A 25,931-nucleotide genomic window follows, 5' to 3' on the forward strand; every position below is an offset into this window, starting at 1 on the left:
TCATGGCAGACGCTTCAGCCAAACAGGTTCTCTTCGAGCCGATATTCAGTAACAACCCTATTGCCTTGCAGATTCTCGGTATCTGCTCGGCACTGGCGGTGACCACCAGCATGAACGTAACTCTGGTTATGTGCATGGCGGTTATCGCGGTAACGGCCTTCTCTAACCTGGCCGTGTCGCTGGTTCGCACGCAGATTCCCGGTAGTATCCGGATTATCGTGCAAATGACCATTATCGCCTCCCTGGTTATCGTTGTTGATCAGGTCCTCAAGGCGTATGCCTACGAAATCAGTAAGCAGCTGTCGGTATTCGTTGGTTTGATCATCACCAACTGTATCGTCATGGGCCGTGCTGAGGGTTTCGCCATGAAGAACGGCCCCTGGCTGAGCTTCCTGGATGGCGTTGGTAACGGCATGGGCTATTCCGTTCTGCTTATTTTCGTGGCGTTCTTCCGGGAGCTGCTGGGCGCGGGATCGCTGTTCGGCGTGTCTCTGATGCCGGTCGTCAACGAGGGTGGTTGGTACATTCCCAACGGTCTGTTGCTGCTGCCGCCGAGTGCGTTCTTTATCATCGGCCTGGCGATCTGGGGTCTGCGTACCTGGAAGCCTGAGCAGGTAGAAGAAGCGGACTTCAAAATGTCCCGCCACACCGTTAAGGAGGCCTTCTGATGGAGCATTATATCAGCCTGATCCTGAAGGCCATTTTTGTTGAAAACATGGCGTTGGCCTTCTTCCTGGGGATGTGTACCTTCCTGGCGATCTCCAAGAAGATTGAGGCGGCCGCTGGCCTCGGTATTGCCGTTGTCGTGGTACTGACGATCACGGTGCCGGTGAACAACCTGCTCTACAACACTATCCTCAGGGAAGGTGCGTTGGACTGGGCGGGTCTACCGAATGTTGACCTGAGCTTTTTGGGCCTTATTACGTACATTGGTGTCATTGCGGCACTTATCCAGATCATGGAGATGGTTCTGGACAAGTATATGCCGGCTTTGTATGCCGCTCTTGGGGTGTTTTTGCCGCTGATTACCGTGAACTGCGCCATCCTGGGTGCATCACTGTTCATGGTCGAGCGGGACTACACCTTCAGTGAAAGCGTGGTTTACGGATTTGGTGCCGGTGTCGGCTGGGCGTTGGCCATACTCGCATTGGCCGGTATCCGCGAAAAGCTCAAATACAGCGATGTTCCCGAAGGGCTACGAGGCCTGGGTATCACCTTCATTACGGTTGGTTTGATGTCCCTCGGTTTTATGTCGTTCTCAGGTATTTCACTGTAATCAACCCGGTGATTCGGTTTAACGAAAAGGCGAGACCATGAATACAGAAATTATTCTCGGCGTGGTCATGTTCACCGTTATCGTGCTGGCCCTTGTCGCGGTCATTCTCGCGGCACGGTCCAGACTCGTAAGCACCGGTGATGTGACCATTGAAGTCAACGACGACCCAGAGCATACGCTGACAACGGAAGCCGGCGGCAAGTTGCTCGGAACCCTGGCCGGAAGTGGCATCTTCCTGTCCTCCGCCTGTGGCGGCGGCGGTACTTGCGCCCAGTGTAAGTGCAAGGTCCTGGAGGGTGGCGGTGCCATGTTGCCCACCGAAAAGACCCACTTCACCAATCGCGAGGAAAAGGAAGGCTGGCGCCTGTCCTGTCAGGTTCCGGTGAAGCAGGACATGAAAGTGGAAGTGCCAGAGGAGTTCTTTGGCGTCAAGAAGTGGGAATGTGAGGTTATCTCCAACCATAACGTGGCCACGTTCATCAAGGAACTGGTACTGAAGCTTCCCGAAGGTGAAGAAGTCGACTTCCGTGCCGGTGGTTACGTGCAGCTTGAGTGCCCCCCCTACGAAATCCCGTTCAAGGATTTCAAGATTGAGGAGGAGTTCCATGAAGATTGGGACAAGCACGATATCTGGCGTTACAAGGCCATCAACAAGGAGGAGACCATTCGCGCCTACTCCATGGCCAACTACCCGGAAGAGAAGGGTGTTCTCAAGTTCAACATCCGTATTGCCACGCCGCCTCCGGGCACGGATCATCCGCCTGGCATCATGTCATCCTACGTCTTCAACCTGAAGGCCGGTGACAAGGTGACGGTTATGGGGCCATTCGGTGAGTTCTTCGCCAAGAAGACCGAAGCTGAAATGGTGTTCATCGGCGGCGGTGCCGGTATGGCGCCCATGCGGTCCCATATCTTTGATCAGCTCAAGCGCCTGGAGTCCAAGCGTAAGATCAGTTTCTGGTACGGCGCACGAAGCGTCCGGGAGATGTTCTACGTCGAGGATTTCGACCAGCTGTCGGAAGAAAACGACAACTTCGAGTGGCATGTGGCGCTATCAGACCCGCAGCCAACCGATAACTGGGAAGGCGAGACCGGCTTCATCCATAACGTGCTCTATGAAAAATACCTGAAGGAGCACCCGGCTCCGGAGGACTGCGAGTACTATATGTGTGGGCCCCCAATCATGAACGCCTCGTGCATCAAGATGCTCAAGGATCTGGGTGTTGAGGACGAAAACATCATGCTGGATGACTTCGGGGGTTAATTAGCTCACATGACATTCAGCATGTTCCGACCCGTCAGGGTGGTTGCGGCCGGCGCCTTACTGGTGCTGGCCCTGGCCGCGCTGGCGGGTTGTTCGTTTGAGGAAGAGGAAAAAGTCTGGGAAATCGCCGGGCCGGTGTTTGGTACGCGTTATCATATCAACGTCGTATTGACGGACAATCCGGAGCGGCTGGAGAATCTGGCGCAAGGCATTGAAAAGGTTCTGGAAGGCGTGGACGCGTCGATGTCCACATGGCGTGAAGATTCCGAGCTTTCGCGCTTTAACCGTCTGGATGATCAGTCTGAGTGGGTGGAGATCTCAACGCCGCTCTACGAAGTGCTTGCAACAGCTGATCAGGTTTCCGAACTGACCGGTGGCGCTTTCGATGTCACCATTGGCCCGGTGGTCAATCTGTGGGGTTTTGGGCCGGATGCCCGTCCGGAGACGATCCCCAGCGACGATGAGCTCGCGGCCAGGATGGCAGCCACCGGTTACGGTAAACTGGACCTTCAGGCGGATCCTCCGGCACTGAGAGCGAGTCCCAATCAATACATCGATCTGTCAGCCATTGCCAAGGGCTACGGCGTGGACGCGGTGGCCCGTTACCTGAAAGATGAAGGTATCGCCGCGTATCTTGTCGAAATAGGTGGCGAAGTTCAGGCTCATGGGCATAAGCCGGATGGTGAAGCATGGCGCCTGGCCATTGAGCAGCCGGTGTCGGAAATGCGTGAAATCAACCGTGTGGTTGCCCTTGACCGACATGCAATGGCAACCTCGGGTGACTATCGTAACTACTACGAATCGGATGGCCGCCGGTTTTCGCATACAATAGACCCGAAAGACGGTCGACCGATTAGCCATACATTGGCATCGGTAACGGTCATTTCGGATGACTGCATGACGGCAGATGCCCTCGCCACGGCCTTTAATGTGATGGGGCATGATCGGGCAAAGGCGCTTGCCACGCGTGAGAACATAGCTGCGTATTTTATTGTGCGGGGTGACAACGGGTTTGAAACGGATTACACGCCTGCGTTTTCCTCGTTCCTGACACATTGACGGAGAGACCTTATGGGTACTTTTCTGCTGGTCCTGATGATTGTCGTGCTGCTGGTTGCAGCGATGTCCGTCGGGGTAATTTTCGGCCGCAAGCCGATCAGTGGCACTTGCGGTGGCATTGGTGCCATGGGTATCAGCAAGTCCTGTGATATCTGTGGCGGCAACACCCAGAAGTGTGAAGAAGAAAACGAACGTCTTGCCAACGACGGCAAGTCCGCGGAGGCACTGACGTATGACGCCTCCCGCTCAGACGACCGCTGATCCGGCGTCCACCAACCTATAAAAATTCCGGGAGCTTCTGAAAAGCGCCTGCGCCCTGCCAGTGCGTGCCTGCAGGGTCTTTTCAGAGGCTCCCTCACGACGTAGATAAGGAGTCACTGCAGAATGGCAGAACATCATTACGACGTCGTCGTTATCGGCGCAGGCCCTTCGGGAGAAGGTGCAGCGATGAATGCGACGAAACACGGCAAGCGTGTCGCAATCATCGAAGATAAACCCACGGTTGGCGGTAACTGCACCCACTGGGGCACTATTCCTTCCAAAGCGTTGCGTCACTCGGTCAAGCAGATCATCACCTTTAATACCAACCAGATGTTCCGTGATATCGGCGAGCCACGCTGGTTTTCTTTTCCCCGTGTTTTGCAGAATGCACAGAAGGTGATCGGCAAGCAGGTCAAGTTGAGAACCCAGTTCTATGCACGGAACCGCGTGGATCTGATTAACGGCCGTGCCAGTTTTATCGATAGCAACCGGCTCGAGATACGGGGTAATAAATCCCATGAAGTCCTGCATTTCAAGCAGGCCATTATTGCAACGGGCTCTCGTCCGTACCTTCCGCCGGATGTAGACTTCCGTCACCATCGCATCTACAACTCAGATACCATTCTGAATCTGTCCCACACGCCCCGCACGCTGATTATTTATGGAGCGGGCGTCATTGGTTCGGAATACGCCTCGATTTTCGCCGGCCTGGGTGTGAAGGTGGACCTGATCAACCCGGGAAGCCGCTTGCTCACGTTCCTGGACGATGAGATTTCGGATGCTCTGAGTTATCACCTGCGCAATAACGGTGTGCTGGTTCGACACAACGAGGAGTATGAATCGGTCGATGGTGATGATCACGGGGTCGTGCTGTCGCTGAAGTCCGGCAAGAAAATCCGTGCGGATGCGTTTCTCTGGTGCAATGGCCGTAGCGGCAACACCGAAAAGCTGGGCCTGGACAACATCGGTCTGACGCCCAACGGCCGTGGACAGTTGGCGGTTGACGACCATTATCGGACTGAAGTGGAGAATGTCTACGCAGCCGGTGATGTGATTGGCTGGCCAAGCCTCGCCAGCGCCGCCTACGATCAGGGGCGCTCTGCATCCTCCGACATCGTGAAGGACGACTATTTCCGGCTGGTATCGGATGTGCCGACGGGTATCTATACCCTGCCGGAGATCAGCTCGGTGGGTAAAACCGAGCGGGAACTAACCGAAGCCAAGGTTCCCTACGAAGTGGGGCAGGCGTTCTTCAAGGACCTGGCGCGGGCCCAGATCACCGGGGACCCGGTGGGCATGCTCAAGATCCTGTTTCACCGCGAATCCCGTCAACTGCTGGGGATTCACTGTTTTGGCGACCAGGCCGCAGAAATCGTTCACATCGGCCAGGCCATCATGAATCAGGAAGGCGAGGCCAACTCCCTGAACTATTTCATCAATACGACCTTTAACTACCCGACCATGGCTGAGGCTTATCGGGTAGCGGCGCTCAACGGTCTCAATCGGATTTTCTAGCTGCTGATTGCGGGCCGAGTGCTGTCCGTGCTTTCCGCGCTCTCCTGGGGCGTTGGAAGGTGGAGAGCTGCTTTCGCGCGGTTGTCGAAGAACATCCGCGTGCTTGTCGGATAGTCGGTGATGATGCTATCGACGCCCTTGGCTTCAAGCTGAACCATGTCGTGAATGCGGTTTACCGTCCAGGTGGATACGTGCATGCCGCGCCTGTGGGCATCGTCAACGATGGCACTGGTGCAGATACGCCAGCCGATACAGAGAAAATCGCAGTGCAAACGGGCTGCGGTATTGACCGGTCTCGGAAACTTCCGGTCCGTTACGAGTCCGATCCGCACCTTGCGGTCCCGGCGGCGGGCTTCCTGCAGGAACCAGCTGTCGGAGGAGGTAATGACCACCCGCTTGTAAAGATCGCGACGTTGAATGATTTCTGTCAGGCGATTGCACAGAATATTCAGTCGGTGACGGTTGTCTTTCTTTACCTCCAGTTGCAGGTGCTCGAACTCCGGGAATTCGTTGAGCAACGCCTCCAGAGTGGGAATGCCTGCTTTCCGCGGCCAGGCTGTGGTGTTGCGCCGGGCGTCCATGTCTGCCAGTTCGGATGCCGTGTAGTTGGCAACGTTGCCTTCCTGTCCGGTTGTGCGATCAACGGTCAGGTCGTGAATGACCATTGGCATACCATCTTTTGATAGAACCAGGTCAAGCTCAAAGTGCCGAACCCCGTGGCGGTAGGCGTGGGTAAAACCGGCCAGGGTATTTTCGGGGGCTTCCCCCTTAGCGCCCCTGTGTCCATACACGATCATTCTGCAGAAGATTCCTTCAGACGGTTATAGATTTGCTGGCGTTGCTTCCAGGTGTCGTGGCACAGCTGAATGTCTTCCAGATACGCCGGTAGTTCCCGCATCAGCAGGGCCTGAGGGCCATCCACCAAGGCTTTCTCCGGCTTCGGGTGGAAGTCCACCAGTACCATGTTGGCGCCCGCTATCACGCCCTGTGCGGTTGCGTGCATGACATCCAGGACGCCGTCGGGTGCGCGTTCGCGGCTGCCGACTGAGTGGGATGGGTCAACGCATACCGGCATGCGGGTAAGACGCTTTACCGCCGGGACATGGGCGAAGTCCACCATGTTGCGGTGGGGTTGCCCAGCTTCGGTCTTCATACCACGCAGGCAGAAAATCACATTGGCGTTGCCTTCGCTGGCCAGGTATTCGGCCGCGTTCAAAGATTCATTCAGGGTGATGCCGAAGCCGCGTTTAAGCAGCACCGGGTAAGTGCTCTGGCGGCCAATGGCTTTGAGCAACTCAAAGTTTTGCGTGTTGCGCGTGCCTACCTGCAGCATGACACCGGTAGGGCGCCCCAGTTGCTCCAGGCAATGGTCGATCTCTTCAATGTGGCTCTCGTGGGTGATCTCCATGGCAATCACCTTGATGCCATGTTTGCCGGCTTTCTCAAACACCCAGGGCAGGCAACCCTTGCCGTGGCCCTGAAAGGAATACGGGTTGGTCCGGGGCTTGTAGGCGCCCATGCGGGTGCAAACCTGGCCATTGTCCTCAAGGGCCTGCATCATCTGCTCCACGTGCTCTGGCACGTCGACGGCGCACAGGCCGGCGAAAATGTTCAGGTTGGACTGGTCGAAGGTCACGCCGTTATAGGTAAAGCCACTCTGGCGCTTGTCGTCCTTGTGCCGCCCCAGAATCCGGTAGTCGTCGGAGATGCGTATCGCGCGCTCCACGGCAGGCAGGGCCTCGATCTCGTCCTTGTCCAGGGATTTGGTGTCGCCCAACAGGTACACCTCTGTCAGACGCTGCTTGGCACCCTGGACTTCATGCACCCTGACCGATACCCCTGGCAGGTTCTCCAGAAAATGCATGGTTTGGCGATAGGCTTCACTGTCCAGCGCGGTATCCGGGTGGAGAATGGCTAACATACTTGCTCCTTGAGGTTCAGTCAGCGCCTTCAGCACGATGGCGGGCCTGCATGAACTCCCTGTGGTTAAGATGCAGCAGATCCGACATGCGGCGAATAAGGTGTTCCTCGTACTTGTCAATTCGGCCGTCAGCAAATGCAACCCGCCAGATGCTTTCAAGAAGTGCCTGTTTTTCTTCCTGACTCAACTGCTCGTTGATAAGGCCGGTAAACTCATAAAGGGAAGTGGCGTCGTCTGCCTGGTTGAGCGCATCCTGAAGGATCTCTTCGGCTTCGTCACGGGTGACCTGGTGCGCTTCAACCGCAAAGTTGACAATCGTCTTCAGTTCTTCGTCATCCTGATCGTTGTCGACCCTGGACAGCTGCACCATCAGCGCCGTGGCGGCCACCGCAAGCTGGTGGCTGTCAGGTTGTGTCGGTTCATCTTCGGGCGAGCCAAACAGGCTTTTCAGGCGCTCAATCATGGTGTCAGGAATCTCCTCCCGGTGGTGGCTGGCGTCAGGCGGCCTGGGACAGCCGGCGGACGCGGTTTTCAAGCTCTATCTGGTCATTGGTAAAACGACGTATGCCATCGGCCAGTTTTTCCGTGGCCATGGCATCTTCATTGGACTCCCAGCGGAACAGGCGCTCATCAATGTCGCCTGGCCTGTCTGAGCTCTTTGCGCCCTCTGCCGACAACTGGCGTGTCAGCGCGCCGGAGTCGTTCTCCAGCTCCTGAAGCAGGGCCGGACTGATGGTCAGGCGGTCACAACCAGCCAGCATTTCGATTTCGCCGGTGTTGCGGAAACTGGCCCCCATCACCACCGTCTTGTAGCCATTGGCCTTGTAGTAGTTGTAGATGCGGGTTACCGACTGGACCCCGGGGTCTTCTGCCGCCGGGAAGGCATCACGCCCCGTGGCAGCCAGATGCCAGTCCAGGATACGGCCCACGAACGGCGAGATCAGGAAGGCGCCGGCATCGGCGCAGGCAGCGGCCTGGATATAAGAGAACAGCAGGGTGAGGTTGCAGTGTATACCCTCTTTCTCCAGCTGTTCAGCGGCGCGAATGCCTTCCCAGGTGGACGCAATCTTGATCAGCACCCGGCTGGTATCCATGCCGAGGTGGTCATACAGCTCGACCAGGCGACGTGCGCGGGTGAGGGTGGCATCGGTATCGAAGGACAACCGGGCATCCACTTCGGTTGAAACCACGCCAGGTATGCGCCCGAGAATCTGCTTGCCTGCGAGTACGGCCAGTATGTCAGTCGCGTAGGTCAGCTGCTCCGCATCGGAACCGCCGTGTTTGCGGGCGGCTGCCACGGCTTCGTCCAGCATCGGGCGGTAGGCCTCGGATGCCGCGGCCTTGAGAAGAAGCGACGGATTGGTGGTGGCGTCTTCCGGCTTCCACTGGGCAATGGCCTCCAGGTCCCCGGTGTCTGCAACCACCGTGGTCATGGCTTTCAGTTGTTCGAGCTTGCTGGTCATTCGTCCTGTCATCCTGATCGATTTGTTATTGATCGCCCGTTTGGCGGGCACTTTGGGTCATACGCCTACAATAACGGGCCGCTCTGACAGGAACAAGGCAGTATTAAGGTAACAAGGTGCTCAGGCTGGCACTACCGTGGCCTCGGCAGGCTCGGGAACTTTCGCCATGGCCCGTTCGATGACTTCAATGCCGGACCCGGGCTTGTGGGCGTTCTCACTGATGTAGCGCCGGAACTGGCGACCCCCGGGCTGCCCGTGGAACAGGCCCATCAGGTGACGAGAGATGTGACTGAGGTAAACGCCACGGTCCAGTTCACTCTGAATGAATGGTAATACAGCTCGTAATGCTTCGTGCCGTGAAGAAATCGGCATGGGCTGCCCGAAAAACTCGGTATCCACGCCAGCCAGCAGCCAGGGGTTATGGTAGGCCTCGCGCCCCAGCATGACGCCGTCGGTATGTTCGAGGTGCTCCCGGCATTCGGCAAAGGTCTTGATACCACCGTTAATGATGATCTCAAGATGCGGGTAGCGGGCTTTAAGGCGATAAACCCAGTCGTATTTCAGCGGGGGTATGTCCCGGTTCTCTTTTGGGCTTAGACCTTCGAGAACGGCAATCCGGGCATGCACGATAAAGGTACGACAACCGGCCTGGGATACCTTCTCGATAAACTCACAAAGGTCATCCCAGGATTCACGGCCATCAATCCCGATACGGTGTTTGACGGTTACCGGCAGGCTGGTGGCGGCGATCATTGCCTGCACGCCCTCAGCCACTTTATCGGGGTGTGCCATCAGGCAGGCACCGATCATGTTGTTCTGTACCCGGTCGCTGGGGCAGCCCACGTTCAGGTTTACTTCATCAAACCCGTACTGTTCAGCCAGTTTGGCGCAATGGGCCAGTTCCTGCGGATTGCTGCCACCCAGTTGCAGCGCCAGCGGGTATTCCGTCGGGTCGTGCCGCAGAAATCGAGCGGTATCACCGTGGATCAGTGCGCCGGTCGTGACCATTTCGGTGTAGAGCAGGGTGTGCCGGCTGAGTTGGCGCGCCAGATAGCGATAATGGCTGGTGGTCCAGTCCATCATCGGGGCCACGCAGAAGCGGCGGGAGGGCTTCAGAGTGGGAGTTTCCTGGGGCGCGTTCATGTTCATTGACTGCTCAGTTATACCGTTCACAAGTGATTCGAGGGGGCACAGTTTATCAGGAAAACGCACCTTTTGGCGTGAGGGGGTGTGCGAAAGGTAGTGTAAACACGGATGTCGCGACTGGATTCACGAGTCGTTGACGTGGCGATCAATGCGCGACAAAATACTGTATGAATAATCAGTATTGGGTCGAAGGCATGCTCGATTCGGCCTTTCAAAATTTCAACCAGGCAGGTGGATCCGTCATGACTGGACAAGGCCCGGTATCTTTTGTTGACGTTAGGCGCCGGTTCGAATTCCGGAGCATTGAAGTGGGTCGTTGGGTTACACCGCCTGAACGGGACCGGGCGGCAGGCAGGTTCTATGAGGCTTTGTGCGATCTTATGAGTATCCTCCAGGGCCCGGAACATCTGATCTCGTTGCGTGGATCACTGGGGTTGCAGTACGGGATCGGCGGCCGGCCGGGCGTTGCCGCGCACTACATCCCTGCAACCCGACAATTGGCGCTTGCGAAGAATGCGGGGGCAGGAAGCCTGGCCCACGAATGGTTTCACGCTTTCGATCATTACATGGGGCATAAGGCGTTCCGCCGCCTGGGGAGTGGCGGATTCGCGTCCAGTGGTTGGCTGGATAGCGCTGACCAGAAGGAGCATCCTCTCAACAAACGATTGGGCGCCTGTTTTCAGGCCATCTTGCTGAATGAGGATGGCACCAGCCCCAGTTCGTTGTTTCAGTGTTCGAAGCGGGCGGATACGCAGATGAAGGTGCTTTATCACGCGAGGCCTGAAGAACTCTGTGCCCGGGCATTTGAAGCGTTTGTTGAAGACAGTCAGCCGCAGAGCAATTTTCTGGTCAGGGGGACCGTCTACTCTGACGAGGCCAGGGCAGGTCTTTATCCGGAAGGAAAGCAGCGCCAGCGAATCAACGACGCGTTTGAAGGCTACTTTATGGCATTGGGTGGAGCACTTTATCGTGAGCATGCTGAAGATGGCCCTGTTGGCCAATCTTTGTCGTCAACTTCCTGAGATCATCCACATTCGATCGATAACAAAGACAGGGTTGCCTCATGAACAACTGCATTTTTATCACTGGCGCTGCCGCCGGTATTGGCCGGGAGACCGCCCGTCTTTTCGCCTCCAAGGGATGGTTTGTCGGTGCTGCTGACCGGGATGAGGCGGCCCTGGCATCGCTTGAGAGTGAGCTTGGGGATGAGCGGTGCAGTACCCACATTATGGACGTGGTGGACGAGACATCGGTCAGGCAGGGCCTGGCAGACTTTGCCAGTCGTACGGGTGGCCGGTTGAGGTTGCTTCACAATAATGCCGGCATTCTGAAAGTCGGCCCGTTCGAGAAGATCAATTTGGCCGCGCATCGGGCCGTGGTAGAGGTCAATGTGATTGGGCTGATGACGGTTCTGCACGGCGCCTTCCCGTATCTGAAGGCAACGCCGGGTGCCCAGGTGGTGAACATGAGCTCGGCATCTGCCGCCTATGGGATTCCGGACTTCGCGTCTTACTCCGCCAGCAAGCACGCCGTACGTGCGATGACCGAGGCTCTGGATATTGAATGGGAGCCACACGATATCCGCGTGTGTGATCTGATGCCTCCGTTCGTGAATACCGGCATGGTGCAGCAGAACGAGCAGGGATCCCGTTTATTTGAGCGCCTGGGTGTTAACCTGACTCCGGACGTCGTTGCAGCACAGGTGTGGGCTCAGGTCGAGCAGCCACGTCTGCACCGACCAGTTTCCATGCAGTTCCGGGCATTGTGGCCCATCGCCAAATCCGCGCCCACGTCCCTGACCCGGCGTGTGTTAAGAAAACTCTGGCGTCAGTAGTCTGCTTTTGGTCCGGATCACATCCCAGACGATCAACGCGGGTGGTTGGTGGCCTTTTCAATGTACCTTTGCTGCATCTGTTCGGAACCAAATGCCGGCAACGAAAGGGTGGGGCCACTAATATTCAATGGCTGTGGACTTGTCCCGGTTTGATCACGCAAGGGAGCACCCGCTGTCTGATCGAAATTTTGTTGCAGTGCATCCATGTTGCCAAGGCCTGCATTGGCATTCATTAGATCGTCTTCCGTCATAGCTGAAAAGCCGGCGCCGAGAGTGGAGGGAGTGGTTTTTGCCTTGTTACCCGCCGTTGTCTCGCCGAGGGCGTTAAACGAGGCAAGTGTGACGATAATCAGGCATCCACGGCGGAACATTGAAAGCATCCTTTTTTCAGATAATTAGCGATCTTAGGGTATTTATTGGTTGATCAGGCGACAAGCGCGGGCCGGCTGTCCTGGGACGTATGTCGCAAAAAGCATCACATTTCGCACTAAGCGCTATTTAGATGCATGCCATTGAGCTTTCTAATACGATACGGCGTTACTAACATCTGCGGAACGCTATTTATATGCCAGTAATGGTTCAGGCGCTGGTGCCTGTATTTGTATTGATTTTGTTGGGTTATCTGTTCCGGCGCTGGCATTTTCCAGGGGGCGACTTTTGGCCCCAGGCGGAGCGCTTCACCTACTACGTCCTTTTCCCGGCGATGTTGATCTTCAAGTTGGGCCAGGCTCAGATGCCAGCGTCAGCCTACGGCGATATCCTCATTTTGATCGTTGCCATGCTGGCCGCAATGACCCTGTTGCTCATTGCGCTGCAATGGCTCTGGCGTTGGCCGGGGCCGGTATTTTCCTCGGTATTTCAGGGCGGTATCCGTTTCAATTCCTACGTGGCCCTGGCAACAGCCGGTATGTTGCTTGGGGATGACGGCCTGTCGCTGATTGCCATTGCCGTGGCAGTGAAAGTACCGTTGCTGAACCTGCTTTGCATCCTGATGTTCTCCGTGGTGGCGGGGCAGGGTGCGGTGAAGCTGAAGCCCGTATTCAAGGCTGTCGTCTCCAACCCTCTGATCATTGGTTCGGTGGTTGGGATGTTCTGGAGCTATTTTCAGATTGGCTTCCATCCACTGGTGGCAGGTATTCTCGAGCCATTAAGTGACCTTGCGTTGCCGCTGGGTTTGATGACGGTGGGTGCTGGCCTGCAGCTAAAGGCGCTACGCGGCGCCTCCATGCCATTCCTGGTGTCCTCGATGGCAAAGCTGGTAGGTTTCCCGCTGCTTACGGCAGGGTTGGCACTGCTGCTGGGCCTGGAAGGGATGATGGTTCAGGTGGCCATACTGCTGGCAGCGCTGCCAACAGCCACTTCTTCATACATCCTGGCGCGCCAGCTTGGTGGTGACGCGCCCTTGATGGCGGGCATCATCAGTGGCCAGACCTTGCTGGCCATGGTGACTATTCCCCTTCTACTTGGCATCCTCTGGTAAGCACTTGAGCACAGCGTCTGCAAGGCTCTGTTGAAAAGTGATGTAGCCGTCTTGATCGGTTTCAATATCGGTGGCGAGCGGGTCCCAGGTACTGAATGTTATGTCCAGACCTTCGGTGATTGAGCGCCACCATTGACGGTTGAACTGAGGCTCAGTCAGCAGGCAGGGTTGATTGGCGTTGCGCAGTTTTTCCTGGACTTCTGCGATGTGGCCGGCACCTGGAGACAGTTCCGGGTTCAGCGTCAGAATGCCTTCCAGGTTCATGTTGTAGTGTCCCACGAAGCGGGTGAATGCGTCGTGGTATGTGAAGAGATCAATGTCGCGAGCAGGATCCAGGCGTCGATTGATCGCTGTCTCGGTCTCGGCCATAGCCTGCTCGAAACGCGCCAGATTGGCGTCAAGCACGTGGGTGTCTGCACTTTTCAGGGTTGCGAGTACCCGGTGAATATCCCGCGCCATCTCAACCGCCAGGGCCGGATCCAGCCAAATGTGCGGATCCTCTCCGGAGCCGTGGTCGTGGTGATGGTCGTCATGACCGCCTGATTCTTCATGGTCGTCATGGTGGTTGTGATGTTCATGTTCGTCATGGTCACCGTGATTGTTGTCTGACTGCACTTCCGGCACGTTTTCGCCGTGCATGAGTGAATAGGTGCGATCCCGGAACTCGCTTCCGCCGAGCAGTCGGGTCAGGAAGGTTTCCATCTCAGGGCCCACCCAAAAAATGGCGTCAGCAGCTTCCAGTGCCCTGCGCTGTGAGGGTTTCATTGAGTAGTTGTGCGGGCTGGCGCCAGGCTGAACCAGCGTGGTGATTTCCACATCGTCAGCGGCTATGGCTTTCACCAGCAGTTCGATGGGCTTGAGGGAGGTGACAACCTGGGTGCTTGCCAGGGTGCTGGTGGATGCCAGGAGTGTGGCGGCACCCAATGCGATGAGGCCTGTAAAGCGGCTAGTGGTCATGTGACTGAGACTCTGGAAAATCAATGGTACGTTATAATATAACAATACGAGCGGCGAATGAAGAGGGCGATCGCCTGACCATGCGAAATCCGGCTGTGGCCGGTATAATGCGTGGCTTTTAATGCATAGCCTTTTTCAGGCTGACACCATCAGGATGTTTTCATGACCGTACGTACCCGAATCGCACCGTCTCCCACCGGTGATCCCCACGTTGGCACCGCCTTCGTGGCGTTGTTTAACCTGTGCTTCGCCCGTCAGCACGGTGGCCAGTTCATCCTGCGGATTGAAGACACGGATCAGGTTCGCAGTACGCAGGAGTCTGAACAGGACATCCTGAATGCCTTGCGCTGGCTTGGGCTGGAGTGGGACGAAGGCCCTGACGTAGGTGGCCCCCATGGTCCCTACAGGCAATCAGAGCGGAAGGATTCGTATCGTCAATACGCGTTGGACCTTGTCACCCAGGGGCATGCGTTTTATTGCTTCCGCACACCTGAAGAGCTGGATGCCATTCGCGAAGAGCGTAAGGCTCAGGGCCTGAATCCAGGTATCAAGGGCAATCTGGAGCTGACTGAGGAAGAGGTCAAGCGTCGCCTGGATGCTGGTGACCCCTATGTTATCCGGATGAAAGTACCGGAAGACGGCGTTTGTGAAATCGACGATATGCTACGCGGCACCATCGAAATCGACTGGTCCCAGGTAGATAGTCAGATCCTGCTGAAATCCGACGGCATGCCCACCTACCACCTGGCCAATGTGGTTGACGATCACCTGATGGAAATCACCCACGTGTTGCGTGGAGAAGAGTGGATCAACTCTGCGCCCAAGCACAAATTGCTGTACGAATACTTTGGCTGGGACATGCCGGTACTGTGCCACCTGCCGCTACTGCGCAATCCGGATAAGAGCAAGCTGTCCAAGCGCAAGAACCCCACCAGCATCAACTTCTACGAGCGCATGGGATTCCTGCCGGAAGCGGTTACCAACTACCTGGGCCGTATGGGCTGGTCCATGCCGGATGAGCGCGAGAAATTCACCCTGGATGAAATGATCGAAAACTTCGACATCCAGCGGGTTTCCCTGGGCGGCCCGGTTTTCGACGTGGAAAAGCTGCGCTGGCTCAACGGTCAGTGGATCCGTGACGAACTCAGCGACGACCAGTTCGTCGAGCGCATGCGCCACTGGTGGTTCAACGAGCAGGCGCTGCGGGATCTGGTGCCTCACATCAAGGGCCGGGCGGAAGTGTTCAGTGATGTATCGCCGATGGCCTCGTTCATGTTCTCCGGCATGCTCAACCTCAAGCCGGAAGACTTCGGTCACAACAAGCTGGATGAAAGCCAGGTCAAGCGGGTGCTCCAGTTTACCCTGTGGAAGCTTGAAGCCCAGCGCCATTGGAGCAAAGAGAATATCTTTGCCGACGTTAAAGCTCTGGCCAAAGCCATGGAGCTGAAGATGGGTGATTTCATGTTCGCCATCTTCGTCGCTGTCGCCGGTACCCCTAACTCCTGGTCCGTTATGGACTCCATGGCTATCCTTGGTCCGGACATGACCCGGTCTCGCCTGCGCCATGCTCTTGAGGTAATGGGTGGATTCTCCAAGAAGGAAACCAAGCGGGTGGAAAAAGAATACGCGGCATTGCTGGCGGAATAACCAATCTGTTGAATTAGTAAGCGACCAGAACAGGGATGTTCACGAAACTGAAAAAACGTTGGAAAAAAGGTTGACGCCCCAAGGGTCGATCCTTAATATACGCAGCCGTTGAGGGGCCATAGCTCAGCTGGGAGAGCGCAACACTGGCAGTGTTGAGGTCAGCGGTTCGATCCCGCTTGGCTCCACCAATTTCTAGTCCCCTTCGTCTAGTGGCCTAGGACTCCGCCCTTTCACGGCGGCAACAGGGGTTCGAACCCCCTAGGGGACGCCAATACGGCTCAACCGGTTTAGTCCGCCGGTAAGCCATCAAAAAAACCGCCTTCGGGCGGTTTTTTTGTGTCTGAAGGAAATGTCAGCGGGACGCTATAGCCCCTTTTCCGACGCCTTCATAGGCCTTGACACGAATGGCGTCCTCCGGAAACTCGGATTTCAACTGTCCGGCAATGTGCGCCGCAATAAGCTCCACTGTGGTGTCCGAATCCAGCATATAAACCCGGCTCTCCGGCAACGTCAGCGCAAATTCCCCCTGATTCGCCTCGTATTCAAAGGTGACGTACGCTGTGCCATCCTCGGCCACCCAGCGTTGGGTTACGTCCTCCTCGGAGCCCACATAGATATCCTGCCACCGTTTGGCCCATTGGTTCTCAAGATCCCGGTCTCTGTGCTCATTGCGGTCGATCCGAATAGGCGAGCGATGCCCATGGGCGATTCGCTGGCAATTACCCATGTGTTTCTTCAGGCCGTGAACATAGTGGTAGTAGGCCCCTTCAATCACATCTTCACGTAACGCAATATCCACATCCGTCACGTTTGCCGGCAAGACTGCCCGTAACTCCTGCTCCAACAGCCGGGCAACGGCAGATGGCACTACACGGTCAGACGACAGCCACACCACCGCTTCGTCCGGGGACCGATGAAGAATCCGGGTGCCGTCGGTCAGATGCCAGGTGAAGCTGTCTGGCTCATCCTCATTCCACTCAAGCCCCTTATAGGCTCTTGGGATCACCAGCCGGTGGTCCACGCGCTCGTCGATGACCCGCTTGATGGTGCGTTTGACGTTGCTGAAATCAAACACCATGCCTTGGTCATCCAGTTCGCCACCGAGCACCACATCCACAATCCAGCTTTCACCGACGAGCCCTCTGGAAGCATCCAGGTAGGCGAAGTCGATAACCGTTAGATTGTCTACGAAAAGGTGATTCATCGGAGGGGCCTGGCAAGAAAAGGTTGATTGATGCGCAGATTCTAGCAAAAATCCGCCAACGCTAGCAGCCTTGTATGACTTGCGTCAGGGGTAGCGAGGAGACCCAAGTACAAATGCACACTATTGCCGGTTCCGATTACCACGCTTTTCCTGTTCTACTCCTGGCGGCAGGAGCCTCCAGGCGTATGGGAAGGCCGAAGGCGCTACTTAAATTCAATGATGGCACGTTAATGGATCACGCTGTGTCCCAGGCCAAGCAATTGGGAGCGAACGTTACGGTTGTCTCTGGTTCTGGATACCCCTTGGTACGGTATCGATGTCGTAATCAGCCCTCTGCCTGGTGTTACACGCCTGATTGGGTATTTGGGATGGCTGCTTCATTGAAATCCGGGCTCCAGACTATGGGCCCACGAGCCAAGGGCGTATTTGTCACTCTTCTTGATCAACCGTTAGTTTCGGAGTCTGATCTTCGCTCTCTGGCATTTTGTGCGAGGCAAGAGGTGAGTGAGCCGATTGCGGCAGATATCTACGGTAATCCCGGCGCTCCCGCCTACATACCCAGGCGCCTATGGAAAGAGATAATGATGCTGGAGGGTGATCGCGGTGCGGCTCGTATACTGACTCGTCATCAGGCCAGGACACTTGCCATCAAGGGTGTTGAATCCGATGTGGATACGCCAGAGGATTGGAAGCGAATCCGCTACGATTAAGGCATTGCAGGTGCAGAGGATCTGTCTCTGGGCGGCCCAACGGTGTCAGGTTTTTATGCATATAGCGCTCGGATAGAAATCGAAAACACCCCTTACTCTATGAAACTCCGATGAATTGTGATTTTGGCGCGAGCTATGCTTTGGTCATGTGAGGAGGCTGGGGATTCGGCGTTGTCTCCGTGGTGGTTTGGGCATTGATCGAGCTCCCAGGCCAAAATCAAGCATGGAGGGTTAATCATGCATAACCTGACTAGAAACTCACTGACGCCTTGCCTGCTGGCATCGGCGTTACTCTTTTCCAGTGGCAACTCGTCTGCAGCGTTACTTGACGCTTTTGAAAACGGTGGATTCGAAGGTTATACCGGCAATACGAACTCATTCAACAGTGATGTGCCTCCCGGCTGGACTACAACAGAGGGTACGCCGGATGTGTTCAATGCTGGTACAACCATGAATAATTTCGCCTGGCAATCAAGCAGCACCGGCGGTGATTTTCTTCATGGTATTGGCTGGGATGGTCGAGCAGGATCGCCCTATGTGGAGAGTGCCTTGCAGGTTGGTCTCGAAGGGCTGGTTATTGGGCAGCAGTATGAGATTTCCTTTGAGCAGAGTATAAGCAATAGCGCGTTCTCCGAGGCAGGAGGTTATTGGGAGATCATCTTTGGGACAGAGAGTCAGAATTCCTCTGCTATGGAGATGCCCGACCTGGGCACAATCGCGGATTGGATGTGGGAAACCATGATTTTTACCGCGACTGCTGAGATCCAGACACTTGAAGTTATAGCGCATAGTACCTTTGGGCCAAGGGCCGACCTGGGCATAGACAGCTTTTTCCTGGGTGATCCGGGTACCAACCCGGACAATCCGGACACTCCAGATGTCCCTCCAACGGCATCTGTGCCGACTCCAGCAAGTCTTCCGTTGTTTGCGTTGGGGTTGACCGGGGTTCTGATAGCGGGATTGAGAAGACGTCGTCAGTGCTAAGAGCAGAAATACCGAGCCGGGTAACCCGGCTCGGTATTTCCGTCGTTTTGTTGTCCTGCCTTCAGGCGAACAACCCTGAAAGCCAGGCGATGCCCACCGCAAAAATACCAAGGCTGGCGGCCAGGCCGACGGTGTAGATGCGAGAGGTGGCGGAGCGCTGTTGTGCCACGAACAGGTCAATGGTGCGCTGGGCGATGTCCTCCGCGGTTTCCCGGGAAATTTCATGGGCCTGCTGGATGGCCTCGGATTGCAGGGTCTGCCAGAACTCGGTATCAATGGTTTGTACGCTGGTGATGTGATCCTTGAGTTCCGCCATGTGGTCACTGGTGAAGCCGGTATTGCGAGAGAGGTCTTTGCGCAGGTCAGCGAGTTCCCGGCCCAGGTTCAGGTTAACTTCCGCCGCCACGTCGTCACGCAGGTTGCGGGTGCGCTCTTCGATCATTTCGGTCACCGCGTTCAGGCGTTCCTCAACCGCGGTTTCCTGCTTTTTGCTGGATTCGTCCAGTACCCGCTTAAGATGGTCAAACTGCTCGTCGAACAGCGAGCTGAGTAACTCGTGCAGGCGGTTGTTAATGTGGGTTTTTACCGCTGAGCGGGCGATCTGTTCGATCAGATCGCTGGTCAGTGGGACAACCTGGGGGCCGCTGTTGTCGCTCGCGTGTAGCCCATCGTCGGCTTTTGGTGACATTTCCAGGGAGGCATCGGAGGGAATGTCGAGGATGTCATCGTCCAATTCATTTGGCTCGGCATCCAGTTCCGGCGGTTCGGGCAGATTGCCTTCGGTCACATCACTGTCGAGCTGGTCGAGAACGAGGCTAAGCCCCTCGGTGTGTGGGGGCTTGGTCAGAATGTTGTAAACGCCGAAGTTGCGGGCTTCCTCCATGAACGACGACGATTTCTTGGAGGTACACATAATGATGGGGATGGCGGCAGTGTCGGGGTTGCCCTTGATGGCCTTGGTGGCCTCCACACCGTTCATGCCCGGCATAAGGTGATCCATGAAAATCACGTCTGGACGTTGATGGGAGCTCAAAAAATCCAATGCCTCCTCTGCCGAGCCAGCCATGTTCACCTCCATGTCCCGGCCTTCCAGCAGTTTGCTCAGGGCAAATCGAGCCACTTTCGAGTCGTCTACCAGGAGTGCATTCTTGATCGCCATGTCACAACCTCAACCTTTACAGCGTGTGTGTTCGTTATCGGGCCGGCGTTTACCAGCCTTCAAGTGTCGGGCACTGGGTGGCCCGGTAGCTTTTCTCCCGATAACAAACACCGGGTTCCTTGGTCCGGGCAGTAAATACCTCCCCGGCTGCCGTTGTCAGGCGTACCTGTCCATAGGGTTCGCCGTACCGGAAGGTCGCTTCAATCGAACTGCCATTGGGGTTCAGTAGCAGCCCTTTGCCGTGGAACGAGCCTTCAATATACTGGCCTTCGTATTTTTTTCCATCAGCGAAGACTTCCTTGCCGTTCCCGTGGAACTCGCCGTTGGAGAATTCCCCTTCGTAGTGGCGCCCGTCGGGGTAGGTAAGAGTGCCTTCACCATGGAATTCGTCATCCTTGAAGCCGCCGACATAGAGCATGCCGTCCGAGGTGGTGAGCGAGCCATGCCCGTTGAGCCTGCCGCCTGACCATTGTCCGGTGAGAATGTCGCCATTGGCCATGGTGAGCGTGCCCTGGCCGTCAAACTGGTCATTGCGGAACTGGCCGGTGTAGCGGGTGTCATCCGCGTCACGCCAGGTGCCTTCGCCATGACGCTGGCCTTTTTCCCAGTCGCCTTCATAGCGGCTGCCGTCCGGGAGCCAGGCGGTGCCCTTACCGTCAAATTCGCCGTCCACGAAGTGCCCCTCATACCTGAGTCCGTCGGCGTCTTCGTAGGTGCCATCGCCGGTTTTGATGCCGCCAACCCAGGTGCCGTCCCGGTACTCCACCCTCGTATAGGCCTCCAGTTTGCCCACCAGGGTTTTCTCATTGCCGGCGGCGATAGCCACGGTCTGTTGCCAGGGCTTGTAACCTTTCTTGCGGATGATGATGTCGTATTGGCCCGGCTCCAATTCCAGATCCAGCCGTGTGGCCCCGTGGTTCTTACCATTGATGGTGACGTTGTCACCGACGACATTGGAGCGCAGGATCAGCAGCCCGGTTGTGGGAGGCTCTGGCGCATCGCTCCGAGCCTCCGTTTCCGGCATGGCAGACACTGGCTCTGCCATCGCCAGCATCTTGGGGTCTTCCGGCAGGTCGGGAGCGGAAAAAGGCTCTGCGTTTATGCGGTTGGCGTCGGACGCGGTCTCGGAACCGTTGACTGGCGTCTCTCCGGATGCCGCCAGGGCATCGTTTTCCAAGGGCAGTTCGAGGTCGTTTTCGGCTACGTCTTCCCTGCTATTCGGCTGGTAAAGTTCGTCCGAACGCTGCGCGTCCACTGGGGTATCCATGGACGCAAGGGCAATGGTCTCTTCGGTGTCCGGGGCGGTGGCTACCGGTTTCATGCCCCTGGACAGGTCATCGCGGACAGACGCAAAGCCTGCCGTCACCAGAAGCATCAGTGCCAGTGCGTTGACAAACAGGAGGGGTCTGAAATCGACCATGGACAACCTCTCAATTCTGCATTCGTGTAACTGCCAATGTTTCGCCCGTTTCATCGTCGTTGGTCAACGGGTATGAGGGATGGCACCGCTTCATCTTACCCAGTTGGGGCAATGTTATGTAACACAAAGTCACTGAAGTTCACGAGAATGCAGGACAAATCACACTTTGTCCGGAAGCTGGTCATGGTTGAGCTGTTCCCAGGAGCGCATGTAGACGTCTGCTTCATATTCGTAGGGGGATTTGAACGGCGTTAGCACAAAATCGAAGACCAGAAAAAAGAACCCGATCGATGCCCAGGCGATGACCAACGTGCTCAGGGTGTTTGCCTGAATTTCCGGGTTGGCGTCGACGAACCCTTCGAGCAACGGGATCAGGTCGGACGCCATGACCACCGGGTTGAAGCTGGAAAGTACAAAAGGCACCCAGAACGCGATGAAAACCGGAAAGAAACCAAAGGACCAGAGCACCCGGCGAAGCAGATACATACCGATGGCGCGCCAGTAACGCTGCCTTATTTCCGGAACGCGGCGTATGCGCTCCAGGTAGCGTCGGCGCTCGGCCCAATAGGCGGCCACCTCCGGAGCGTGGATGGCGCGGCGATTGCCGGCGGCCTGGTGGGCGGATCTGGCCGACTTTGGCGAAGCGTCCGATGTGTGGATTTCGTGGGGTTCGGTGGTCATGGCGTTGGGTACTGCCTTGTCGCTTCTGGTTAGTGCATGATAATAGAAAGTACGTGTTACCCTACAATCCCCATTTAGTTAAAGACAGGACAGTTTGAATGGCTGCAGTGATCGAAAACACCGTCCATCCGGCCTTTGAAAAGCTTCGCAGTCACCGGATCAGCACGCTGAACGTGACGGTCGAGGAATACCGTCACCGCAAAACCGGTGCCCGCCACTTGCACCTGGCGGCGGATAACGACGAAAACGTGTTCTTTGTGGCCCTGCGAACCTTTCCCATGGACTCCACCGGTGTTGCTCATATCCTGGAGCATACGGCGCTGTGTGGCAGCGAGCGTTTTCCGGTGCGCGATCCGTTTTTCATGATGATTCGCCGGTCCCTGAACACCTTTATGAATGCCTTTACCAGTAGTGACTGGACGGCTTATCCCTTCGCCAGCATGAACCGCAAGGATTTCGACAACCTGTTGACGGTTTATCTGGACTCGGTGTTCTTTTCCTCTCTGGACCCGCTGGACTTTGCGCAGGAAGGGCATCGCCTCGAATTCGATACGCCAGACGATCCGTCCACCGACCTGGTCTACCGCGGTGTGGTCTACAACGAAATGAAAGGCGCCATGAGTGCGCCCACGTCACAGCTGTGGCAGAACCTGTCCAGCCACCTGTTCCCGACCACCACCTACCACTACAACAGTGGTGGTGAGCCAGACCACATTGTAGATCTGAGCTACGACGACCTGTTGCGCTTCTACCGTCATCACTACCATCCCAGCAATGCGATCTTTGCGACCTACGGGGACATTCCAGCTCACGAGCATCATGAACGCTTCGAGGAGCTGGCTCTGAAGCGGTTTGATCGTCTGGATGTGGAGCTGCCGGTACGTGATGAGAAGCGGATGTTCTCGCCGGTGCGCGTCGACCAGAGTTACGCCGTCAGTGAGGGCGAGGAAACCGGCCACAAGACCCATATCGTGATGGGCTGGTTGCTGGGACACAGCTTTGACCTGCAGGAAAACCTGGAGGGGCAGCTGCTGGCCAGTGTTCTTCTGGAAAACAGTGCGTCGCCCCTGATGCGGGCGCTGGAAACCACCGATATTGGTCATTCGCCGTCTCCGATGTGCGGCCTGGAAGACTCCAACCGTGAAATGACCTTTGTCTGCGGCATTGAGGGCAGTGACCCGGAGAGGCAGGACGACCTTGAAGCGCTGATCGAACAGACGTTGGCGAAGGTAGTGGAAGAGGGCGTCAGTGAGGATCGCCTGGAAGCCATTTTGCACCAGTTGGAATTGCATCAGCGCGAGATTGCCGGCGATAGCTTCCCGTATGGCCTGCAACTGATCATGACCGCGATTTCGCCGATGGTCCATGGCGGCGATCCGGTTGAGCTCCTGGATTTGGAGCCGGTCCTGGCTGATATGCGGGAAAAAATCCGTGATCCTCAGTATGTGCCCGGCCTGATCCGCCGCAAACTGCTGGAAAATCCGCACCGCGTTACCCTCACGCTGCGTCCGGATGACAAGCTGGAGAGTCGTCGCCAGGCGGCAATTCGCGATGCCCTTGCCCGCCGCAAGGCCTCATTGACTGACGAAGAGGTTCGCCAGATTATCGAGCGCGCCCAGGCCCTGGAAGAACGGCAGACACGGAAAGACGACGATTCCATCCTGCCGAAGGTTGACCTGACCGATGTTCCCCTGCAGTTGCCGGAACCCGAGGCGCGGTTCGCCGGCGACATGCCTGCGACCATTTATGCCCGTGGCACCAATGGTCTGGTGTACGAGCAGGTGATCCTGCCGGTACCGAACCTGACCGAGGAAGAACTGTTGTTGCTGCCGTACTACACCACCCTGATTCCGGAAGTGGGTTGCGGCGACTTGGATTACCTGCAGATGCAGGATCGTATTTCGGCGGAATCCGGTGGCATCAGTGCGTCCTTCTCCGCCAAGGGAAAAATCGACGATGTTCAGGATCTTGAGGGTTATATCGTCTTTAATGGCAAGGCGCTGGCTCGAAACCGCGAGGCGTTGACTCGCCTCCTGAACGACGTCTTTAATGGCGCCCGCTTTGATGAGAAGGAGCGGGTGCGGGAGCTGATTGCCCAGATTCGTTCCCGCCGCGAGCAGGCGGTTACTGGCAGTGGCCATGCGTTGGCCATGGGGGCGGCATCGCAGGGAATCAGCCCGGGTGCGTGGCTGTCGTTCCGTCTTGGGGGATTGGAAGCTATCCGTGGCGTCAAGGCGCTGGATAAGTCCCTCAGCGAACCGGCCGAGCTCGACAGATTCTGTGAGCGGCTTGCAGCACTGCACGAACGTATTCGGAACCAGTCCCGTCAATTCCTGCTGATCGGTGAGGAAGAACAGCTGGACCCGATGCTGACGGAAATGAAGACCGTTTGGGGCGACTCCGGTGCGGGAGAGCAAGCAGCCTGGAAGCTTGAGCCCGTCAGTTATCAGGCGCGTCAGGCGTGGTTAACGTCAACCCAGGTGAACTTCTGCGCCAAAGCCTACAGCACGGTTGCAATCGACCACCCGGACGCAGCGGCACTGACCGTTTTGGGTGGTTTCCTGCGCAACGGCTACTTGCACCGGGCGATCCGTGAAAAGGGTGGCGCCTATGGCGGTGGAGCTGGCCAGGACAGCGTGAACGGCACGTTCCGTTTCTTTTCATACCGCGATCCCCGGTTGGGCGAGACGTTGGAGGATTTTGATAACGCCTTGGAGTGGCTGCAGACCGAGCAGCACGATCCTCAGGAGCTGGAAGAATCCATTCTCGGCGTGATCGGGCAACTGGATCGCCCACGGTCACCAGCTGGTGCAGCCCGCCATGCCTTCCACAATCGTCTGTTCGGCCGGACGCCCGAGCAGCGTGCGCGTTTCCGGGAACGGGTGTTGGCGGTGACCCTGGATGATATGAAACGAGTGGCCCACGAGTGGCTGAAGCCGGACAGCGCCAGTGTGGCGGTTGTCACCAGCTTCGAAAATCGTGATACCGCTGAAAAACTGGGGCTGGAAATCCAGGAGCTATAAGGCACCTGAAAGCATCCGAAAACGGAAGGCCGACGCTCATTAAGGGAGAGGGCGTCGGCCTTTTTGTTATCTGCTCTATCGGTTCCGTTTAAGCCCGGTGCTGACCATGATGCGCGTAGAGATTTCCTCCACGGAATACGCGGTTGTGTTGAGGTAAGGAATTCGTTCCCGGCGGTACATCAGCTCAATTTCCTCAATTTCATGCATGCACTGCTTCATGGATGAATAACGGGAGTTCGGTCTGCGTTCGTTGCGGATGGTTGCCAGCCGCTCCGGCTCGATGGTCAGCCCAAAAATTTTCTCCTTGTGAGGCCGTAGCGCAGCTGGCATTTGCTGGTCGTCCAGATCTTCCTCGGTTATGGGATAGTTGGCCGCCTTTACACCATATTGCAGGGCCAGATACAGGCAGGTGGGCGTCTTGCCGCTGCGAGAGGCGCCGACGAGAATCAGGTCTGCCTCGTCGTAATGACGCGTGCGGGCGCCGTCATCGTTATCCAGCGCAAAATTAACAGCATGGATGCGCCGTTCGTAGCTGCCTTCGTTGTTGATGGCGTGTGATTTGCCAACGGTATAGGACGACGAGGACTGCAGCTCCTGTTCCAATGGATTCAGGAAGGTACCGAAGATATCCACCATGAAACCGTTTGCGCCGGCGATAACATCGCGGATATCGCTATTAACGATGGTGTCGAAAACCAGCGGCCGCATGCCATCGATTTCCTCCGCTTTATTGATGCGCTTGACCATCTCCCGGGCTTTGTCAGCGTCATCAATATATGGCACCGTAATGCGTTCAAACTCAATTTTCTCAAATTGTGCCAGAAGGCTGTGCCCCAAGGCCTCGGCGGTCAGGCCGGTGCCATCGGATATAAAGAAAGCGGTTCGTTTCATGGTGTGCGGTCCGGCTCCGTATTTGGCGGCTACCCT

Annotated in this window: 25 protein-coding genes and 2 tRNA genes; 15 read left to right on the top strand and 12 right to left on the bottom strand. The window is 56.5% G+C overall.

What is annotated here, in order from left to right:
* Positions 1-2: 2 nt before the first annotated feature.
* From SIC19_RS17150 to sthA, 6 genes are all read left to right on the top strand, one after another.
* The gene (locus SIC19_RS17150; RefSeq protein WP_007153910.1) at positions 3-668 is read left to right on the top strand and encodes an NADH:ubiquinone reductase (Na(+)-transporting) subunit D; all 666 of its coding nucleotides are present in this window, start codon (positions 3-5) and stop codon (positions 666-668) included.
* On the top strand, positions 668-1,276 hold the full coding sequence (nqrE, locus tag SIC19_RS17155; RefSeq protein ID WP_007153909.1) for an NADH:ubiquinone reductase (Na(+)-transporting) subunit E: 609 nt from the start codon (positions 668-670) through the stop codon (positions 1,274-1,276). Before SIC19_RS17150 ends, nqrE begins: the two co-directional genes overlap by 1 nt.
* A gap of 37 nt (positions 1,277-1,313) precedes the next feature.
* Complete coding sequence (gene nqrF, locus SIC19_RS17160) at positions 1,314-2,540, top strand: NADH:ubiquinone reductase (Na(+)-transporting) subunit F (protein ID WP_036204964.1); 1,227 nt, start codon at positions 1,314-1,316, stop codon at positions 2,538-2,540.
* 9 nt (positions 2,541-2,549) lie between these two features.
* Complete coding sequence (locus SIC19_RS17165; protein ID WP_036204966.1) at positions 2,550-3,599, top strand: FAD:protein FMN transferase; 1,050 nt, start codon at positions 2,550-2,552, stop codon at positions 3,597-3,599.
* A gap of 12 nt (positions 3,600-3,611) precedes the next feature.
* Positions 3,612-3,860 carry a (Na+)-NQR maturation NqrM gene (nqrM, locus tag SIC19_RS17170; RefSeq protein ID WP_036204968.1) on the top strand — a complete coding sequence of 83 codons (249 nt, stop codon included), beginning with the start codon at positions 3,612-3,614 and terminating at the stop codon, positions 3,858-3,860.
* Positions 3,861-3,983: 123 nt separating this feature from the next.
* The gene (gene sthA / locus SIC19_RS17175) at positions 3,984-5,375 is read left to right on the top strand and encodes a Si-specific NAD(P)(+) transhydrogenase (protein WP_036204970.1); all 1,392 of its coding nucleotides are present in this window, start codon (positions 3,984-3,986) and stop codon (positions 5,373-5,375) included.
* On the opposite strand, the gene SIC19_RS17180 is transcribed toward sthA, so the two are convergent.
* The 5 genes from SIC19_RS17180 to dusA form a co-directional block, all read right to left on the bottom strand.
* Positions 5,372-6,172, bottom strand: a complete 801-nt coding sequence (locus tag SIC19_RS17180) for a glycerophosphodiester phosphodiesterase (RefSeq protein WP_127401618.1) — start codon at positions 6,170-6,172, stop codon at positions 5,372-5,374. The two genes, sthA and SIC19_RS17180, sit on opposite strands and share 4 nt — an antisense overlap.
* A complete protein-coding gene (locus tag SIC19_RS17185) occupies positions 6,169-7,296 on the bottom strand; it encodes a 3-deoxy-7-phosphoheptulonate synthase (protein WP_127401616.1) in 1,128 nt (375 codons plus the stop codon). Before SIC19_RS17185 ends, SIC19_RS17180 begins: the two co-directional genes overlap by 4 nt.
* Positions 7,297-7,312: 16 nt before the next feature.
* Complete coding sequence (locus tag SIC19_RS17190) at positions 7,313-7,759, bottom strand: TerB family tellurite resistance protein (RefSeq protein WP_041333737.1); 447 nt, start codon at positions 7,757-7,759, stop codon at positions 7,313-7,315.
* 34 nt (positions 7,760-7,793) lie between these two features.
* The gene (gene tal, locus SIC19_RS17195; RefSeq protein WP_075194765.1) at positions 7,794-8,759 is read right to left on the bottom strand and encodes a transaldolase; all 966 of its coding nucleotides are present in this window, start codon (positions 8,757-8,759) and stop codon (positions 7,794-7,796) included.
* 120 nt (positions 8,760-8,879) lie between these two features.
* On the bottom strand, positions 8,880-9,902 hold the full coding sequence (dusA, locus tag SIC19_RS17200; RefSeq protein ID WP_036205838.1) for a tRNA dihydrouridine(20/20a) synthase DusA: 1,023 nt from the start codon (positions 9,900-9,902) through the stop codon (positions 8,880-8,882).
* 245 nt (positions 9,903-10,147) lie between these two features.
* On the opposite strand from dusA, the gene SIC19_RS17205 reads away from it, so the two are divergent.
* On the top strand, positions 10,148-10,927 hold the full coding sequence (locus SIC19_RS17205; protein ID WP_127401614.1) for a CLCA_X family protein: 780 nt from the start codon (positions 10,148-10,150) through the stop codon (positions 10,925-10,927).
* A 41-nt stretch (positions 10,928-10,968) separates the two neighbouring features.
* The gene (locus tag SIC19_RS17210; protein ID WP_126812219.1) at positions 10,969-11,739 is read left to right on the top strand and encodes an SDR family oxidoreductase; all 771 of its coding nucleotides are present in this window, start codon (positions 10,969-10,971) and stop codon (positions 11,737-11,739) included.
* A 32-nt stretch (positions 11,740-11,771) separates the two neighbouring features.
* Here SIC19_RS17210 and SIC19_RS17215 read toward each other — a convergent pair whose 3' ends face one another.
* Complete coding sequence (locus SIC19_RS17215) at positions 11,772-12,110, bottom strand: hypothetical protein (RefSeq protein ID WP_075194767.1); 339 nt, start codon at positions 12,108-12,110, stop codon at positions 11,772-11,774.
* A gap of 194 nt (positions 12,111-12,304) precedes the next feature.
* On the opposite strand from SIC19_RS17215, the gene SIC19_RS17220 reads away from it, so the two are divergent.
* Positions 12,305-13,219: an AEC family transporter gene (locus SIC19_RS17220; protein WP_127401612.1), complete on the top strand. Its 915-nt coding sequence runs from the start codon at positions 12,305-12,307 to the stop codon at positions 13,217-13,219.
* Here the strand turns inward: SIC19_RS17220 and SIC19_RS17225 are convergent.
* Positions 13,199-14,176: a zinc ABC transporter substrate-binding protein gene (locus SIC19_RS17225; RefSeq protein WP_127401610.1), complete on the bottom strand. Its 978-nt coding sequence runs from the start codon at positions 14,174-14,176 to the stop codon at positions 13,199-13,201. The genes SIC19_RS17220 and SIC19_RS17225 overlap by 21 nt on opposite strands.
* 162 nt (positions 14,177-14,338) lie before the next feature.
* Between SIC19_RS17225 and gltX the strand changes: the two genes are divergently transcribed.
* The 3 genes from gltX to SIC19_RS17240 all read left to right on the top strand — a co-directional run bounded on the left by gltX (position 14,339) and on the right by SIC19_RS17240 (position 16,094).
* A complete protein-coding gene (gltX, locus tag SIC19_RS17230; RefSeq protein ID WP_127401608.1) occupies positions 14,339-15,823 on the top strand; it encodes a glutamate--tRNA ligase in 1,485 nt (494 codons plus the stop codon).
* A gap of 112 nt (positions 15,824-15,935) precedes the next feature.
* Positions 15,936-16,011 (top strand) — tRNA-Ala (locus SIC19_RS17235).
* Positions 16,012-16,018: 7 nt separating this feature from the next.
* Positions 16,019-16,094: transfer RNA gene (locus tag SIC19_RS17240), tRNA-Glu, on the top strand.
* Between the two features lie 81 nt (positions 16,095-16,175).
* Here SIC19_RS17240 and SIC19_RS17245 read toward each other — a convergent pair.
* Entirely contained in the window at positions 16,176-17,027 is an 852-nt protein-coding gene (locus tag SIC19_RS17245; protein WP_075194771.1) for a 6-pyruvoyl trahydropterin synthase family protein, read from the bottom strand.
* 185 nt (positions 17,028-17,212) lie between these two features.
* Between SIC19_RS17245 and SIC19_RS17250 the strand changes: the two genes are divergently transcribed.
* Positions 17,213-17,737 carry an NTP transferase domain-containing protein gene (locus SIC19_RS17250; protein ID WP_075194772.1) on the top strand — a complete coding sequence of 175 codons (525 nt, stop codon included), beginning with the start codon at positions 17,213-17,215 and terminating at the stop codon, positions 17,735-17,737.
* Between the two features lie 237 nt (positions 17,738-17,974).
* A complete protein-coding gene (locus SIC19_RS17255; protein WP_036204995.1) occupies positions 17,975-18,721 on the top strand; it encodes a hypothetical protein in 747 nt (248 codons plus the stop codon).
* 61 nt (positions 18,722-18,782) lie between these two features.
* Here SIC19_RS17255 and SIC19_RS17260 read toward each other — a convergent pair whose 3' ends face one another.
* The 3 genes from SIC19_RS17260 to SIC19_RS17270 all read right to left on the bottom strand — a co-directional run bounded on the left by SIC19_RS17260 (position 18,783) and on the right by SIC19_RS17270 (position 21,981).
* Positions 18,783-19,880 carry a response regulator gene (locus SIC19_RS17260; protein ID WP_041333750.1) on the bottom strand — a complete coding sequence of 366 codons (1,098 nt, stop codon included), beginning with the start codon at positions 19,878-19,880 and terminating at the stop codon, positions 18,783-18,785.
* A gap of 49 nt (positions 19,881-19,929) precedes the next feature.
* Positions 19,930-21,300, bottom strand: coding sequence for an MORN repeat-containing protein (locus tag SIC19_RS17265; protein ID WP_127401606.1), 1,371 nt, complete (start codon positions 21,298-21,300; stop codon positions 19,930-19,932).
* A 159-nt stretch (positions 21,301-21,459) separates the two neighbouring features.
* Positions 21,460-21,981, bottom strand: a complete 522-nt coding sequence (locus tag SIC19_RS17270) for a hypothetical protein (RefSeq protein ID WP_226909934.1) — start codon at positions 21,979-21,981, stop codon at positions 21,460-21,462.
* A gap of 98 nt (positions 21,982-22,079) precedes the next feature.
* Between SIC19_RS17270 and SIC19_RS17275 the strand changes: the two genes are divergently transcribed.
* On the top strand, positions 22,080-25,004 hold the full coding sequence (locus SIC19_RS17275; protein WP_127401604.1) for an insulinase family protein: 2,925 nt from the start codon (positions 22,080-22,082) through the stop codon (positions 25,002-25,004).
* Between the two features lie 75 nt (positions 25,005-25,079).
* Here SIC19_RS17275 and SIC19_RS17280 read toward each other — a convergent pair whose 3' ends face one another.
* Positions 25,080-25,895, bottom strand: a complete 816-nt coding sequence (locus SIC19_RS17280; RefSeq protein WP_007154087.1) for a pyruvate, water dikinase regulatory protein — start codon at positions 25,893-25,895, stop codon at positions 25,080-25,082.
* Positions 25,896-25,931 lie beyond the last annotated feature (36 nt).

Origin of the sequence: Marinobacter sp. MIT930201, assembly GCF_047122665.1 — a bacterium.
In the GTDB taxonomy this organism is placed as follows: Bacteria; Pseudomonadota; Gammaproteobacteria; order Pseudomonadales; family Oleiphilaceae; genus Marinobacter; species Marinobacter salarius.